Origin of the sequence: Sphingobium sp. B8D3A, from assembly GCF_025961995.1 — a bacterium.
Classification (GTDB): Bacteria; Pseudomonadota; Alphaproteobacteria; order Sphingomonadales; family Sphingomonadaceae; genus Sphingobium.
In genome coordinates this window covers 2,488,682-2,504,091 of the sequence record NZ_JAOQOS010000001.1, presented here as the reverse complement: position 1 = coordinate 2,504,091, position 15,410 = coordinate 2,488,682, and the positions used below count along the sequence as shown (strand labels likewise).

Here is a 15,410-nt window from a genome sequence, read left to right as displayed (position 1 = left end):
CAACCCGGCTTGACGTCGGTCGGGTCCAATCTGCTCCAGCGCTCACCTCAGGCAGGCGTTCATCGGCATGAGACCGGGACGGCCGCTTTCGCCAGCGCTGCGGCCTCATCGAATTTTTCCAGAACCTGATTGGTCAGTCGATCAAGCGTGTAAGTCGATGCAAGCTTTGCCTGCGCTGCGGATACAAGCGCGAACCGTCTCTCCGTATCATCGATGAGCGACTGGATGGACGAAATCCATTCGTCCGTGCCGTCGACCAGGATCCCACATCCTCCGGCGCAGCAGTGATCGTACACAGTGGCGCGACTGGCGATCACGGCGGTACCGATGGACGTATAGTCGACCCATTTGGTATCGGCCTTGACGATGTTGAACGGTGTGCCGCGCAGCGGGGCAAGACCGATGTCCCACCGAAGCTGTCGGAACTGCCTGACGAAGTCATCATAATCGCTGACCTTGGGAAGCGCGCGGACCCGTTCGCCAAATCTGAGCAGGTCGTCCGGCATGGTCATGGAGCCGAACAACTCGAACCGCAGGCTCGGGTTGCGATCGAGGATGTCAGCGATGGCCGGCACCAGCTCGGAGAGCTCGGGCGCCTTGTCATTGCCCATGAACCCGATGGTCTCGACCGGCCGGTCTTCTGCCGGGAAAACGATTTCGCCGCTGCTGTAGATTTCGCCAACGGACAGCCGCTCGTTGAAGCCCTGCGCCTGAAACCGTTCCTTCAGCGCCGGTGTCGAGCAATAGACCAGATCGGCATGGCCAAGCAGATAGCGGATCGTGGAAGTCCGTTCGACGCGGTTATGCTCGACATGCTTGGGGCCGATGTCGGCCGGAACGTTGAGAAGATCGTCATCGATGTGGAAGACGATCGGCGCATTGGCGCCGCGCAAATGAGCCACCATCTCTTCCGCCCCGGACCCGCTATATCGGCAGAAGACGGCAAGGTCCGGCGAGAACCCGGCGATAGCGTCGGCGATCGGCGTATCATGTTCGCTTTCGGATTGTCCCTGAAGGGCGCGAACGTCTGCTTCCGTGATGATCCGGGTTTCCAGTTGCCCGGCTTTGACGAGGCCGGAAAGCGGCTTGAGGAAACTGATATGGAGAGTTGGCACCACGCCGTTCGCGACAAGCAGAACGCGGGCAGGGCGGCGCCCGCACGCCCGTCCGGTAATGCCTGAGATCGCGCCGTCGACGAGTTGGAGTAGGCGATCCCGAACCTGCTCCGGCGATATGTCGAGCGTGTGCGCGCTCAGAAATTCGGCTTGTCGCGCGAGAATGTGAGCTGGATTAGCGACGGCTTCGTCGGCGAACCTGGCCCAGTCCTCGACGGTGGATACTTGTGTGAGGCCCGCATAACCGGACGTGTCGATGATGCCGTCAGGATCGGTCCATACGGCTGTCGGAATGCCCGCGACGACCAGATCAATGACGACCGACGACGGGGCGGAAATGCCGTATGCAAATTGCTTGAGGTCGGTTTTGTACATGGCGGCATTCGCCAACGTTACGTTGGGCGGCAAAGCGACGTTGTTCTTGACCACGAATTGCCCTCCAGGATGCGGACGAACGGCAATCGAGCGCCCAAGCTGGGCCTGGCTGGTCGCGAAATCCTGAACGGTGTCGAGATATGTTTTTTGAAACTCGCCCGTGGTCCGCATCCGCACCGAGTGCAGGTTCTCACAGACAAGACCGACCGCCGGCGGGCGTGCTTTCTTCGGCTTGTTGAGAAGTCGATCCAGCAACATCGGAGGGCCCAGCTCAAAATACTTCGGCCGCTCGGAATGACACAGGTGCTCCATCGTCTCGACTGGGCCCCACCCGCAGACGATGTCGGCGGCGAACCGGATGTCATCGCCATGCGCGATGGTTTGCTCACGGTTCTGCCGGAAGCCGACACATTCATGCCCGTGCTGGATAGTAATGCGAACGTAGCTGTTGGGCGCGGCCAGGAAGACCTGATGATTGGTTTCGTGTGCGACAAGATCCGTTTCGCTGGCGGAAAAAAGCAGCCCCAAACGGCCTTGCGTCGAAAGATGGGCCGTCAGCGGATCTTCAAATTGCTTGATCCGCGCGCCGACAAATGAAGCTAGCTCGTCTATTTCGGCAGTCCATACGCCGGTACGGTCGCGACGACCGAGCTTGTCGGAAACCAGAAACAACAGATCGAGATTTGTTTCAGCAGCCAGGATGCGGATGATGGGTCGCAGGACGTTGATGTCCTGGATCAGGTCGAACAGGAATACGGCCTGGGGGCCGTGGTCGGCAGAACTGACTGGCGCGGTCATGCTCGGCCTGTCCCGATCATGCTCATCCCGGTCAGCGGGCTCTCCATTTCAGACCGCATCATCGTCATCGTCCCGAATATCTCACCAAAAACATTTTCCGTCGCGGCCATGACCTCGTCGTAATAAATCATGCGCCCCGCTCTGCTCGCGATCATGATGGGTGACAGAGAGCGCAAAAATGCTCCGGCCGGTGTGTCAGGCATCGGCATGACATGGCTGAACTCTTCATCTTCGGCTTCCACGAGGACACGGGCCTGGTCATACCAACCGGGTTGCAGGCGGCCGAGGGCGCTGCGTGCGATCCGCAACTGCAAGTCTGCGCCATTCTCAAAAAAGCCGATCCTCGCACTGTAGGGAAGGGGCTGCCGCGTGAGCGGCGATGCCAGCGAGAGCCAGCCCAGGGCGCGCCCGAGTGTGTGAACAGCGGGGGATGAGCCAGCCCCATGAATTATGGCGCGGGGTTGCCGCTGAGCAATACTGACCTGAACGGGGCCGGCCGGCAGTGCATTGAGGAAAGAGACAAGCTGCTTCGCCTCCAGTCCCGGATTGGCGATGGTCGAAAAATGATCGAAAAGGAGCGGTATCGTGGCCGGGCTGAGCTTGAGAGAGCCGCGCTCAAGATCGCCGGTCAGGTCTGCGGGGGTGGTGTAGATCATGTCCCCGAGCGCATCGTAAAGCGGGTATCCGGCGGCAAGGACCTGGGTTCCGTGCGCCAGGGCAGTGATCGCTCTGTTCAGGGACTTTGCAATGCTGAAGCTTTGATAGTTGACCGGAAGAAATGCCACCGTGGCGGCATCAAGGCTGGCGGCTTCCGCTTCAACCGACCATTCTTGCACCTGCGTAGGGCAAGGCAGGCTGCGGAGCAGGCTCAGAGCCGAGCCGTCGAGCGCGGCGGCACTGGTCAAGACCTTCAGCCGCACGTCCCGGCCGCCTGCCATCAATGATTGCAGGCAATCGCTGAACCCGGCGAGGTCGCTGATGCCGACCGGGAATATTGGATTTGTTCCCTGCCCGAACCAGACCACGCTGATCTGCCCGGTGTGACGCACCTTGTGCATCTTCGCGTCGAGCAATCCGGCAAGACGCGCCCGGTGGATCGATTCCACGGGATCATTGAGAACATGGACCGGAATACTGGCGTCAATGGAAGTGACGACGGAGGCCATGCGTTCCGTTGAGCACAGCAGAAAGTCGACCTTGCCGCTCAAGGATCGCTGGAAATCCCTTTGGCCGAACGTCAGGCTGGATGTGCCGGAGACATAATCGTCAAAAAGATCAAACCCGACCAGAGAGCCGGCTTCACGCAGCATTTCTGCCAACATGAGCGCTCCGGCATCGTGACATTTGCTGAAAATATAGGCATCGGCGTTGAGCTTGAGGCCCTCCCGGATGCTGCTCATCGGATCGATGGCTAACATGCAGCCTAGGCGGGAAAACTCCGATTCCAGGCGTCGATACCGAATTCGCGCGCCGGCGCTTTGCATCCAGTCTGCGGAGCGGACGAGGATCTGGATCTTCATCGGCGCAACCTTCGGATGGCGGCAACGGAGGGTAGCGATGCCGCGCTTATGGAATAGGCCGCGCCAGGGATAGGTGTCGACGGTGAGGTCTGATCTGGCCCCGCGGTTGGCGCAACGGTCGTGGCGCTGGTCAGCGTCGTACAATAATGGTGAAGCCCGGTCTTTGCCATCAGCATAGCCACATCGGCGTCGCAACGCGCATCGCGCAAATCGGCCGGCGACAAGAGCTGCCATGCGCTCGCGGGTGTCAGGCACAACCGCATAGTGTTCGCGAGGACCCGATACGTTGTGGCAGGAAAAATGGCGGCGACATCTTCAGCCACTTCGCGGAGCTCGCATGATTGTTCTTCCCTGGCAGAACTGGGGAACAACCCGGCGCATACGATCGAGGCTGATCCATCGATGGTGTCCTCCTCCACGAGCGCGCAAGACACGGTTCCGATGTTGGGCTGGCGGGCAATCTCAAGGAGCAAGGCCAAAGTTCGAGGGTCCGGAAGACACAGCGAACCATCCAGAAAAAGCATGTGCCCGGCCCTGGCCAACGAGACCGCGCGTGCGCGATCTTCCGCGGGCGACGAGCCGGATAGGGGGGCGTCGATCAGGCGGGCCGCGGCAAACTGACTTTGACCGAACGTCTGCGCCCCGCCGCCCATGACGATGATTTCAAGGTTAGAAGCAATGGTCTGACGCGCGAGTGACGCCAGACACAGTCTTAGAAGATGGTCGTCCGAGGGGCGCTCTACAATAATGCTGATGATCGGAGCAGCCTTGGATGCGGCAGCCTCAACGGGCGCTTCCGACAGTCCCGGCATGCGAACGTCCGGTGAGACGGGCATCACGCGATCCACAGCCCAAATCTTGCTATCCCGGTATCGGATCATGATTGGAAGCGGTTGCTCCTTATTGCCTCCGAGCGGCGATCCTTTCGATAGTCCGCCTCCGTCAAGCTCTGCTACGGGAAGCGGCAGAGCGGGATGGTGAAAGATACGGGCAATGCCGGATTCAGACGGATGGCTGGCGAAGGCGGGTGGTTGCCCGGTCGCAGCATCGACGATGCAGAAGGAGTATGCGTCCAGCTCTGGATCGCCCCTGTGCGCAGTAAGTCCTGCGAGGGACGGAAAGCAATCGACGGGAAGGGTCAGTTCGCGCCCGGAGGCGCGACGCGCGGACACATTCGCACCGGCTCGATCTGACGACAGCCGTGCAGCCAGTATCTGTAGGGCCGCACTATCAGGTGGAGCGCGGAAGAAGCACCGGACGCCGAAATGGCGGGCGAGCGCCTCGATCAAGTGAGGATTGCAAAGCCGTTCCGAGCCGTTCGCGCCCTTCAGATCGACCACGATATCTCCGATTGCGTAAGTGCCGGAGGCGTCGCGCTGAGCAAAGGTCGACCGTGCCAATCGGGTCATATAATCGTTGAGCGACAGGCTGGGAGAAGCTGCCTGGCGCGCAACGAACTCGGCCTGATGAAGTCCGCCGCGGAAGAGCGAAGGGAACGGTACCAAGGCGCTGCACAGCAGCGCACCATCTGGAGAATGAGCTGCCAGCAGCAGAGGCCCGAGTTCCTCAATCAATTCAAGGTTGAGAAGCGTAACCTCACCAGCATTGAGGTCCGTTCGCCCGCATGCGGCCAGACCATCCAGCTTCGAGAATTGAAAGCCCTTGATGGCAGAGGCCCCCTGCGGGAGATTGTGAACTCTCAGAATGAGGTGTCGGCCCCCGGAAAACCACCCGTCCGCCACGATGTCGAGGCCGAGGCCATGCAAATCCTCAAGATGTCGCGCTTCGTGGAGGTCGGGCGCGGTCGGTACGGCGACTAGGTCAGCCTGGACAGGTGTATCTGGACGCATCGCGGCGAACAGTCGCCAGCGTGCGAGGGCCAGTATATCTGCCTCGCAGTGGCGCAGCGTCGCGATCAGCCAATCGGCATCGTCCAAGGGCTCCGCATTGTTCGTCGATGCATTTTGTGTAGGGCCAGCTTGGGACGCCGACCGCAAGCTGGCCCAATGGTAAGGCCTGGCTCGCCATGTTGACCTGAAATCGGATGGATAAGGCGGAGATTTGGGCCGGCTGGCGTGCTTCTTTCCTTTCGGGCGGCCATGATCCGCGCTGCCGTCACTCGCCGAGGGATTGACCGGTCGAATGGAACGCCCTTCGTCACGCCCATACTGCAGATAATGGAGAAGCGGGTTGATGCCCGTGCCTTCGACGTCTGGATATCGTTTCACATACCAGCGCAAATCGAAACGACTGCTCGGATTTCTTCCCTCATGCGCGCCGTGGTCGATGAAATGATCGAGTGGATCAAGCTTTGCAGTCACCACGTCAGGGTAGGTTTCCACATACCACTCAGCATTGAACAGTCTGCTCTGGCCTATCACCGCGCGCGCGACGGTTCGGCGGGATTTCGCCTTGCGCCGATCGGCCAGAAAAACTCTGATGTTCTTTAACAGCCTGTTCAACACTGCTTAGAAGTTCCCATCGTGCCTGCACTCAGTCTGTCGAACGTTCAGGAGATTTCTCGCCCATCACCACTCCGACGCCATCGGTCTTCATCAACGTTCACTTGCGCAATCGGCTAAAAATGCCGTTGCACGCGCCACCTCGTCGAGCAGCGCGCTTAGGCTATACGGCTCGACGCTGTAAATGGCGCCGCTCAATGCCATGTCCGTTGCGATGGCGAGGGCAATATCAGCATTTGGCGCTTTCCGGTCGAAGAGGATGACATCGCAGGTGCCGCCGCCGTCCTTGGTGCTGCTCAGCACAGCGGCCAAAGGGGGCGGGTCGCCGCCGTCGCTCGGGCTGACACTTTCCCCGGGCTCGCCCAAGATGAGCGCGATCTCGTCAGCCTCGGGATGCTGGCTGACGAAGCGAGATAGGCAGAAAAGCGCGCGTGCATCACGATATTGCGGGCCGTGCCTGCCGGGCGACCAAGCCCAAGCCGCATGGGTGATCAGATGGGCGGGCTCGGCAGGATAGCCCATCTCGATATTGAAGCTCCGCATGCCGGACGGCAGCTTGACCTTGCCGGAAACCAGAACGAACTGGTGGGAAGCGCTCCGGCCAAGAAGGCGCTCTGCCCGCGCAAGCCACCCGAGCGCGGGGGCAGGACTGTCTAAATCAGCCGGGCAGGCAAGGAAAGTGAGGGCGCGATCAGACAAAGTCGCACGCCTCCAGATGTTTGAGTATGTGCCACGCCGTGCCATCCCGAATTTCTTCCATGGCATACTGGGAGTAGGCGAGATGGCAAAGCCACTCGTCCCTGTCCGGATAGACCGGGCTTTCTATCAGTCCGACATCCGTTTGACCGATTGGCGCTGCGGCACTCGTGGGAGAGACAAACACCGGTGTGCCGAGGCACGCAGCTTCGATGGCAACATTGGAAGAATGCGTAACCAGCGCATGCGCATGGCGCAAAGCCTTTGCCAATGGCACCGTCGGCTGGCCGGGCTGAGGCTTTTCCCGAACTATGATCGGGCGATCGGTTTCGAGATGAAGCTTGGCCAACGTGGTTTCCAGCCAGTCCGCGCAGCCATGGGCTGCCATGAAATAGTCAGTCGGTGGACAGACGATGATGGCTTTTCCACTCTTGCGCCAAGGCTGGATGTCCAGGTCAAGACGCTGCAAGCGGTCCGCACCGACCTTGCGGACTTTTCCGGCCTCGAACCGGTTGCGCGTGATGCGGTAGGATTTGCCGTGACCGCGGTCAAAATACGCATGATCGATATAGAAGAAATGAAGCCCTTGGGCCTGTGCCTGCGCGAGGATGCGGTCGCTGTCCCGCAATACCCCCCAAACGACCGGAATATCGCTCAAGGTCTCGGGTTCGTCCTCGGCATAGGCGAGGCGACAGCCCGTTCCCGCCGCAAACGCCCTGATTACGGGATTCCCGCCTCCGCCGCGATTGAGATAAGCGCTGAGCATCCAGGGCTCGATGTGGGAAGGGGGCACATTGAAATGGAATTCCTGGCTCGCCTTCACTTCGTCATCGCCGATCAGATGGATTTGCATCTGCCGGCTCGTTTCAGAGGCATATCGGGGCAAGACGGGGAGACTGAGACCTTCAGGCGGAGCGAGAAAACTGGGCTGGATGGCCGTTACGCGCGTCGCACCCCCTTCAGAGCGGACCGTCACGGCGACCAGGGCGCCGGATGGAACTGCAGGCATTTCCACGCTGTCGGAGAACACGCGAACCTTGTTCGTGGGCGATCGTTGCAGAGTGTCGTCATCCCAGCCTGCGTAAGGCGTTTGCGAGAATGGCGCCGGAGAGCCCTCCTGGTCATCGAATGCCTTGAACAAGCCGTCGAAAGTCACGCTATCGAACGAAAAATGCCACGACGGTTCTTGCGCTTGCCAAGAGAGGGCAGAGCCAATGAACGCCTGGTTCGACAGAAAATAGGGGTCGGCCTGGGGGGATTCGGCTCGGGGCCCGGCGAGCCGCCGTTCGATCTCGGCGAGTGCCTCGTCGGTCAGTGGCATAGGCGAGGGGAGCACCGCTACCACCGTATCTTGAGGCAATTGGCCGAGCAGCGTCCTGATCCGTGCTGGAGTCTCGAATGACACCAAAGATGCCCAGCCTTCACGACGGGCCTGACCGAGAAGTACGGAGATGGCCTGCCGGTTCGGGAGCGCGAAGAGAACCGCAGCTTGGATGGAGGGCCGAGAAAGGAGCTGCAAAAGGCTCGCATGCAATATGATGTCATCGCTGCACTGGATACTGGCGACGATCAGGACACGGGGGGCTGCGGGGCGCGGGAGGCAAGCGCTCGCTCTTTCCCGCCAATCGGCCCACGCGTGCGTCCCAGCTTCGATCCGTGCCGGCGCGTATCGCGCAAGTCGGTAGCGAAGCGCGGCAAAAAGAGCGGCCTCGGTTAGCGCGTTCACAAGGCCAATCCGATGATTTCGGCACTGAATTGGTCCCAGCTATAGCGTTCGACCGTGGCTCTTACATCCGTATCGAGGGCGAAGGCTTGTTCGATCAGATCGCTGACACGGCTGGTACCCTCATCGATTTCGAACAAGAAGCCGTTTTCCCCATGCACGATCAGGTCCGGGGCAAAGCCGGTCCGGCTGGCCACCGGGACGGCGTTGCACATCATCGCCTCGACCAGTGGAATAGGCCCCCCCTCCAAACTGGATATCGATAGAAACACGTCGAACATTCGATAAATTTGGGGATAATCCCGGTAAGGGCGGGTCATGTAGGTGAAGTTCGGCAGTGCGAGCATCTCCTCGAAGAGGGCGTAGCGGTTCCAATGACGACCGAGCAGCACGAAATTTCGGTGAGGCAACGCCTTGATCACGGAGAGCAAAAGGTCCGGATTTTTCCGCTCATAGAAGGAGGAGGATAGGCCAACAACACCGCCTCCGCGCTGGTGCCCGCGGAAAAGAGACGGGTCCGCAGCGCCAAGCACGACCACCGCCTTCTCGGGCGCGAGCCCCCGTTCGATCCAGAGGCGACGATTAGACTCGCAGGTAAAGATGATGCGGGTTGCGCCGTTGAACAGCGTGAGGTTACGCGCGATGCTCTCGGCGGTCTCTTCCCGCGGATGCGTATACCAGACGAACACATTGCGCGTGGCCAGCGCTTCAGGATAGTTGCTGTCGAAGAAATTTAACAAGGAAGGATGGGTCAGGAAGAGATTTCTCGAGATTGGAGGCGGGCGGCTGTGGTCTACCACCTTCCAACTATCGGGTTGCCGTGAGCCGATCTCCTGACAAATTGCGTCAAGAATCCAACCCTTTGCTTTATTGTGTATGACGAAGGCCCATTCCACGGAGCCATCGGGGTCGGTATGCTCCGGATACCGGCCCTCAGGGGGGCGGACGGCGGCGGCCGGCGCGAAGGCCGCCGACGTGCCGAAGCGCTCGAGGCCGGCGACCGCGGCCTCGCCGTGTGTGAGCACTTCGGCGCCCAGTTGTTCAGCCAGTTTGACTATTTGTTGACCGCTGATGGACGAGAGTTCGCCGACGATAATCGCCGCCCGCCGAGACACTTGAGCCTCGATTCTACCAAGGTTGCCGGAGAAAAACTTCGGCAAAGGTTTGGCTCTATACAGGGCTTTATGAAACGTCGGTTCAACACTCAATAAGTCGAGCGAAACGAGCAAATCATAGTTTGATCCAAAAGCTTGGTTCATGACGGCAATCGCGGCAAACGCATCATCGGGATCGTCACCGCTGTCGAGAACGAGCAGCGCACCGGTGGGCGGATTCGAAGCGCGCTTCAACAATGATTTGCTAATGGCGCTTTTCAGCAAGTTGGACCAATGATTCACAAGTCTCTCAGGCGTGTAGCGCTGGAGGATTGGTTCCGCGAGGTCTAGTTTGGTCCGTATTTTCGATTCGCTGTCAGGGCCGAGGCACGCATGGAGACTTCTCGGAAGATAGGCAGAAAAAATGATATCTTCGAACTCGGTTAAGGCCGACGATTTTTCTGAAATAACGGGAACCGAAGCCGCGAGGGCTTGAAGGGCGCGGTTAGAGGATTTTACATTACAAAACTCATCATCACCCGTTGAAAGCAGGACGGCATCTGTTTGCTCAAGCTCATCGTAAACAGATGAAGAAGACCACTCTACATAGCGAGTTGGAAAGCCGCAATCTATGACTAAAGACTCATATGCAATTTCACTGTTGCTAATGACTGTAAGCTCGATAGGAAATTTTTGGTGAAATTCGCGCAGATGCTTCATTTTTGGCTTGAGACTGAAGATGCCAAAATTACTATGCTGTCCACCATAGTTGCCGAACCAAAGAATTTTTTTTCTTCCGTATTTAAACGCTGAACTGTCATTCGGTTTGGTATGCAATAGCGGCGCGGAGTATGGAAATGATCTCTTAGAGCGTACGAAGCGTTCAGTAGCCTCAAATAGCGCTCGCGTTTCCGCGATATCGGGGATGACATGACAGGGTGGGCCGGAAAGCCGGTTGTCTAAAAGATATCCTTGGAGGCGTTCCGCCATTTCGGCGCTGGGAGTGACGATGCCGCTTAACACAGGTGCCAATGCAACAAGCGATGTCAATGAAGCATAAGGAGCTTTCTGCGCCGAATGAAGAGGGTGTGCCACGTCATCGCAAAGGTCGAGGAAAATCGGCTTTTGCGCCAGCCTTGCCAGCGCAGCAAGTTCGATGGTGGACTGATCGAGGCGTTTAACAATGATGACTGCATCCAGCTCATTGATTCCGCTTTTCATGTCCTTGAAGTTCGAAATGAAAATGTTTTCGAACTCGCCCTCCAAAACGCGCGCAAAATGGAAGCATCGATATCGGGCGCTCGCTGAATTAGCGTCGCTGTCCTTTATGTACCATCCGACCCGAAGCTTACGAGAACTCGAACGTGCGTCAATCTGTGATAGATTGGCGCCGGGGAAGCGGACTGTCAATTCATCGAAGGCAGATCTTGAGGTAGTATAGTTCATTGTAATCTTGCTTCGCGAGTTAGGCTTGCTTGGGGCGGCGATAAACTATGATTGTGCCAGTAGTCCCAACTTTATCCACTACTTATCCTTCCGCAAGCGCCAGCCCTTGGGTTGATGTCGCTTCTTCCTGTTTCATGTTAGTGCTCCATCTATGGCACCAAGATGTGCCTGCCACAAGGGCTGGCTAGCCCCGCAAAACCGGGCTCTCCTTGCCTCATCAACGGGGTGCATTGGGCCGGCTCATTAGGTTTCTGCGCCTCATGATCGCGGCAGAGGTCGATCGTTCACTCGATCTGCAGGGAGGCGTTTACGCACGATGCGACAGTTGGTCACTCCTCTACGACCGATTATAGGAGATCCCGAATTGCCGAGTTGTAAATCCTGTCATTTTGAGGTCGAAGGGGATGTGTTCGATCGGACTACCGTGGTGAGTAGAACGGCAGATGCGTGGTTGTATAGGTGGTGATGGAATGGATCGCGTCTCGGAAGCTTGGAGAGCGTTTGAAGCCCGATTGGAGCAGCGAGATCGGGAAGTTGCTCTGCTTCACAATGAGTTGGAGCGGTGCCACAGTCAACGGCAGGCCGCTGAAGAGCGCGTGGCGATGCTTCAAGCTGCGCTGGACCGGCAGTTGGCTCATGAAAGCAGGGATGACGCGGGTCTGCAGAGGCTGATTGCAGACTTGGCGGAGGCCAGTGCACGGCGGAAGGAGCAGGCTGAGGTGATCGATCGCCGGAATCGGCAGGTCATCGAGCTCAAGAAGCAGGTCGATGAGCTTAGGCGCGGAAATGTCTTCGGCGTGATGGCTGGCAAGCTTAAACGGGCCTTTTCTCGGCGGCGGGCTTAGAGTACCGAGGCGGGAGGCTGAACTTGACCCTCAAGAGGTCAGTGGCAGGCAGGGCGCATTCATCAAGCGCCACGCCTCGGATGATCGAGGAAATGATTGCATGGATTCCGCGGTGAAGCATAAAGTGTTTGTAGGATACGACAGTCGCGAGGACATAGCTTGGCAAGTCGCGCGGCATTCCCTGCTGCGCCATGCCGGCGATGACATCGACGTCATTCCGCTCAGGCAGGATGTGCTGCGAGAACTCCAGCTTTATACCCGTCCTCACGATGCGCTCTCGTCCACCGAGTTTTCATTGACGCGTTTTTTGACGCCGTATCTTGCCGCCACCAGCGGTTGGGTGCTGTTCTGCGACTGCGATTTTCTGTTCACGACCGATATCCGCCACGTCTTTGAAGGTCTGGATGCCTCCAAGGCACTATATTGCGTCCAGCATGACTATCAGCCGGCCAATGAGATCAAGATGGACGGAAAGGCGCAGACGACCTATCCTCGCAAGAACTGGTCGTCGTTCATGCTGTTCAATTGCGATCACCCGGACGTCAAAGCGTTGACGCCCGCCGTGGTCAACACCGCGTCGCCCGCCTTTCTCCACAGATTCGAGTGGATTGGCGATGACGCCGCTATTGGTGCGCTGGATCTGGACTGGAACTTCCTTGAGGGCGAGTATCCGCGGCCTGATTCAACACCGCGTGTGATCCACTACACGAATGGCGGTCCGTGGTTCGAAAACTGGCAGGATGTCGATTTTGCTGATCTCTGGCTGCGAGAGCAGGATCTTTACCTGGCTTCTCGGTCTGAGAAAGCTGCCTAACGAGCGAAAGGCTGCTGGGGTCTGTACCAGCGATCGCGGAGCATTGTAGCCACCCGGCGGGGGCCGCCTTTTCCACCGAGAACGCGACAAGCGAGCCTCAGGAAATCGGGTTTGAGGGCACTGCGCTCATCCAGGGATTGGTAGACGTCCCAGAACCCGTCCAGACCAAGCGCGTCGGGCATGTTGAACACTCCATGGAAGCCGAACGTCGGCCCGCGGACCCGTGTCCGTTCATAAGCAAATCTGTCCGCGACGTCCTCTTCGGCGAATCTGAGGCCATGCCGCTCCACGAGGAGGGCGTGATTCTCACGGCAGACTGCCAGATCCTCCGGATGGGAGGCGCGGAAAGATGGATCGAGGCACGCCTGGAGCAGGCGCTTTGACCGGAGCGAGAAGCCTCCATTGCCCACGCGATTGCCGGATTGGAATTGGGGCCAAGTGGCGCCGACATAGTCATAATCCAGAAATTCTGCGCGCCATGCGGCGGAATTGAGGATGAATCCATCCCACTGGACCGTCAGGACGTGATTTGTCCTGATATGGGCCGGCAATTCGCGCAGGATGAAAAGTGAGTAGGCTTCGGCGCTGTCGAGGGATGGGATCGGGACGACCCGAATGCCGGGTTTGTCGACGGGCAGGTCCGTGAACAGCAGGCATTCGGCGAAGTCCACGGCTGAGAGGCACCTTTGCAGGGCGGCGACGGTCGCTTCCACATTTACGGACGTAATAGCGCACAATGTCACATCGGGCAGCGCGAGGCGGGGCGGCACGGTCACGTCCTTAACACGAATTGCTCGCTATACCGGCTCAGCGAGGGGTGATGATAAGGATCGATCGTGGTTTCCGTTTGCCAGCGTTCCTTCAGAGCTGCCAGTTCGGCTGCAAATCTCCGTCGGTTCGACCGATGGCTATCCTTGCCGCGCGATTTTGATTCGTGATGAATCAGGGTTGCGCGGGGTTCGTAGAACGATTGCCAGCCACGCTCATTCAATTTGAGGCAGAGATCGACATCGTTGAACGCGACGGGAAATCTTTTCTCGTCGAAGCCGCCCACCGCCTGAAAATATGCGCGGCGCACCAGCAGGCAGGCTGCAGTGACGGCAGTTACAGATTGTGGGAGATTATGACGGGAGAAATAGCCTTCATCCTCTGGGCGCAGATAGCGATGTGCGTGGGCGGCACCGCCTCCCACACCGATGACGACGCCGGCATGTTGGATTGATCCGTCCGCATAGAGCAGCCGAGCGCCGACGGCACCGGTTGTGGGGTTGATCGCTTGTCGCGCGAGATGGATCAGCCAGTCGACGTCCAGCATTTCGATGTCGTTGTTGAGGAAGCACACCAACTCCCCTGTCGCGAGCGAAACCGCTGCGTTGTTCATAGCGGCGTAGTTGAACGGGCCCTCGTACTTGAGCACACGGCACTTCGGTCCCTCGATCTCCTTCAGATAATCGAGCGTGTGAGGATCATCGCTGTCATTGTCGATGACGATTACGTCCAGCAGGGGGTAATCGGTCTCGGCGAGGCCAGCCATACATGTGCGCAGCAACTCCACGCGATTTCGGGTCGGAACGATTACGGTAACGGGCGGCAGGATTTCCTCGCCGACGTGCGAAGCGTTGAGCGGAAGCTTTGGTTTGGAGGGCCGGCGACGATGGTGGAGCAGCCGCTTCACATGGCCGACCTGACCTGGAGAGGCGGCAAGGCGGCGGTCGATCAATTGCCGGACCCAGTCTTCCCGGTCTGTGAGGGCGGCGAGTTCAGACGGGTCATCGATCCGAATCATGCAAGCGTATGAGAGATAGTCATGCCATTGGAACAATTCGCTGTTCCAGGATGGCTTGAAGTGTGGCCTGTCCCTCAGTCCTTGCTCGTCGCACACATCATCGTCGGCATAGAGGATGGACTGCTGCGTGCCCTCCGCTGCCGCAGAATAAACTGCGATTGCATCCGGAGCCACCCGGTCGCCAGGCGCCACCGGGATGATCCAGAATGGAAGTTCCGGCATGGTCTGTGCGGCTAGGCCGACCTTGCCCAGCTTCATGACGTCGATCGAGGCATGTGTGCGATCGAGAGATTCGAGCGTGATGTCTGATCCGCTTTCGCCTTCGCTCAGGTCGAGGCCAATCACGATTCTGACCGCCGATGAAGGCGCAGATTGGCCTTCGCGTGCCGCAGCATATTCGTGACGGGCTCGCCACAAGGAATAAGCGTGCGGGGATGCGCCGAGCAGTGGCTCGATCATCGCACGTGCGCGCACACGTCGCCGGAATGTCCACCACCAGCAGGCGACAAGATAGACCTTGGGGGCGGACCTGAAGGCATCGAAATGCACTCGAGCCAGAAGCCAGCTCCGTGCAAAGCGCTTCGGCCCCGCTTTCTTCCTCATGGCGAACGACTTTCAGGCGCTTGCATGGTCGATACGGCTTTCAGCAGCCCATGACGGTCCTTCAGGTTGTTCGCGGGGGGCGGCGCGGCCGGGTCACGGAGAATGATGAGGCGCCTTTGCATGATGATCTTGT

General features: G+C 58.8%; 10 protein-coding genes. 2 read left to right on the top strand and 8 right to left on the bottom strand.

Annotation, left to right across the window (positions count from 1 at the left end; all coding sequences use genetic code 11):
• Window positions 1-59 precede the first annotated feature (59 nt).
• The 6 genes from M2342_RS11610 to M2342_RS11585 form a co-directional block, all read right to left on the bottom strand.
• The gene (locus M2342_RS11610; RefSeq protein WP_264579196.1) at window positions 60-2,288 is read right to left on the bottom strand and encodes a glycosyltransferase; all 2,229 of its coding nucleotides are present in this window, start codon (window positions 2,286-2,288) and stop codon (window positions 60-62) included.
• Entirely contained in the window at window positions 2,285-3,808 is a 1,524-nt protein-coding gene (locus M2342_RS11605) for a hypothetical protein (protein WP_264579195.1), read from the bottom strand. The genes M2342_RS11610 and M2342_RS11605 overlap by 4 nt, the downstream gene beginning before the upstream one ends.
• Window positions 3,805-6,273, bottom strand: coding sequence for a glycosyltransferase family A protein (locus M2342_RS11600; RefSeq protein WP_264579194.1), 2,469 nt, complete (start codon window positions 6,271-6,273; stop codon window positions 3,805-3,807). The genes M2342_RS11605 and M2342_RS11600 overlap by 4 nt, the downstream gene beginning before the upstream one ends.
• 90 nt (window positions 6,274-6,363) lie before the next feature.
• The gene (locus M2342_RS11595) at window positions 6,364-6,969 is read right to left on the bottom strand and encodes a hypothetical protein (protein ID WP_264579193.1); all 606 of its coding nucleotides are present in this window, start codon (window positions 6,967-6,969) and stop codon (window positions 6,364-6,366) included.
• Window positions 6,962-8,485 (bottom strand): hypothetical protein, encoded by a 1,524-nt coding sequence (locus tag M2342_RS11590; protein WP_264579192.1) that lies wholly within the window; start codon window positions 8,483-8,485, stop codon window positions 6,962-6,964. The genes M2342_RS11595 and M2342_RS11590 overlap by 8 nt, the downstream gene beginning before the upstream one ends.
• 203 nt (window positions 8,486-8,688) lie before the next feature.
• Entirely contained in the window at window positions 8,689-11,229 is a 2,541-nt protein-coding gene (locus M2342_RS11585) for a glycosyltransferase (RefSeq protein WP_264579191.1), read from the bottom strand.
• A gap of 470 nt (window positions 11,230-11,699) precedes the next feature.
• On the opposite strand from M2342_RS11585, the gene M2342_RS11580 reads away from it, so the two are divergent.
• A complete protein-coding gene (locus M2342_RS11580) occupies window positions 11,700-12,074 on the top strand; it encodes a hypothetical protein (RefSeq protein ID WP_264579190.1) in 375 nt (124 codons plus the stop codon).
• Between the two features lie 100 nt (window positions 12,075-12,174).
• Entirely contained in the window at window positions 12,175-12,888 is a 714-nt protein-coding gene (locus M2342_RS11575) for a hypothetical protein (protein ID WP_264579189.1), read from the top strand.
• Here M2342_RS11575 and M2342_RS11570 read toward each other — a convergent pair.
• Both M2342_RS11570 and M2342_RS11565 read right to left on the bottom strand, forming a co-directional pair.
• Window positions 12,885-13,664 (bottom strand): DUF5672 family protein, encoded by a 780-nt coding sequence (locus tag M2342_RS11570; RefSeq protein WP_264579188.1) that lies wholly within the window; start codon window positions 13,662-13,664, stop codon window positions 12,885-12,887. The genes M2342_RS11575 and M2342_RS11570 overlap by 4 nt on opposite strands.
• Complete coding sequence (locus tag M2342_RS11565) at window positions 13,661-15,277, bottom strand: glycosyltransferase family 2 protein (protein ID WP_264579187.1); 1,617 nt, start codon at window positions 15,275-15,277, stop codon at window positions 13,661-13,663. The genes M2342_RS11570 and M2342_RS11565 overlap by 4 nt, the downstream gene beginning before the upstream one ends.
• Between the last annotated feature and the right edge of the window lie 133 nt (window positions 15,278-15,410).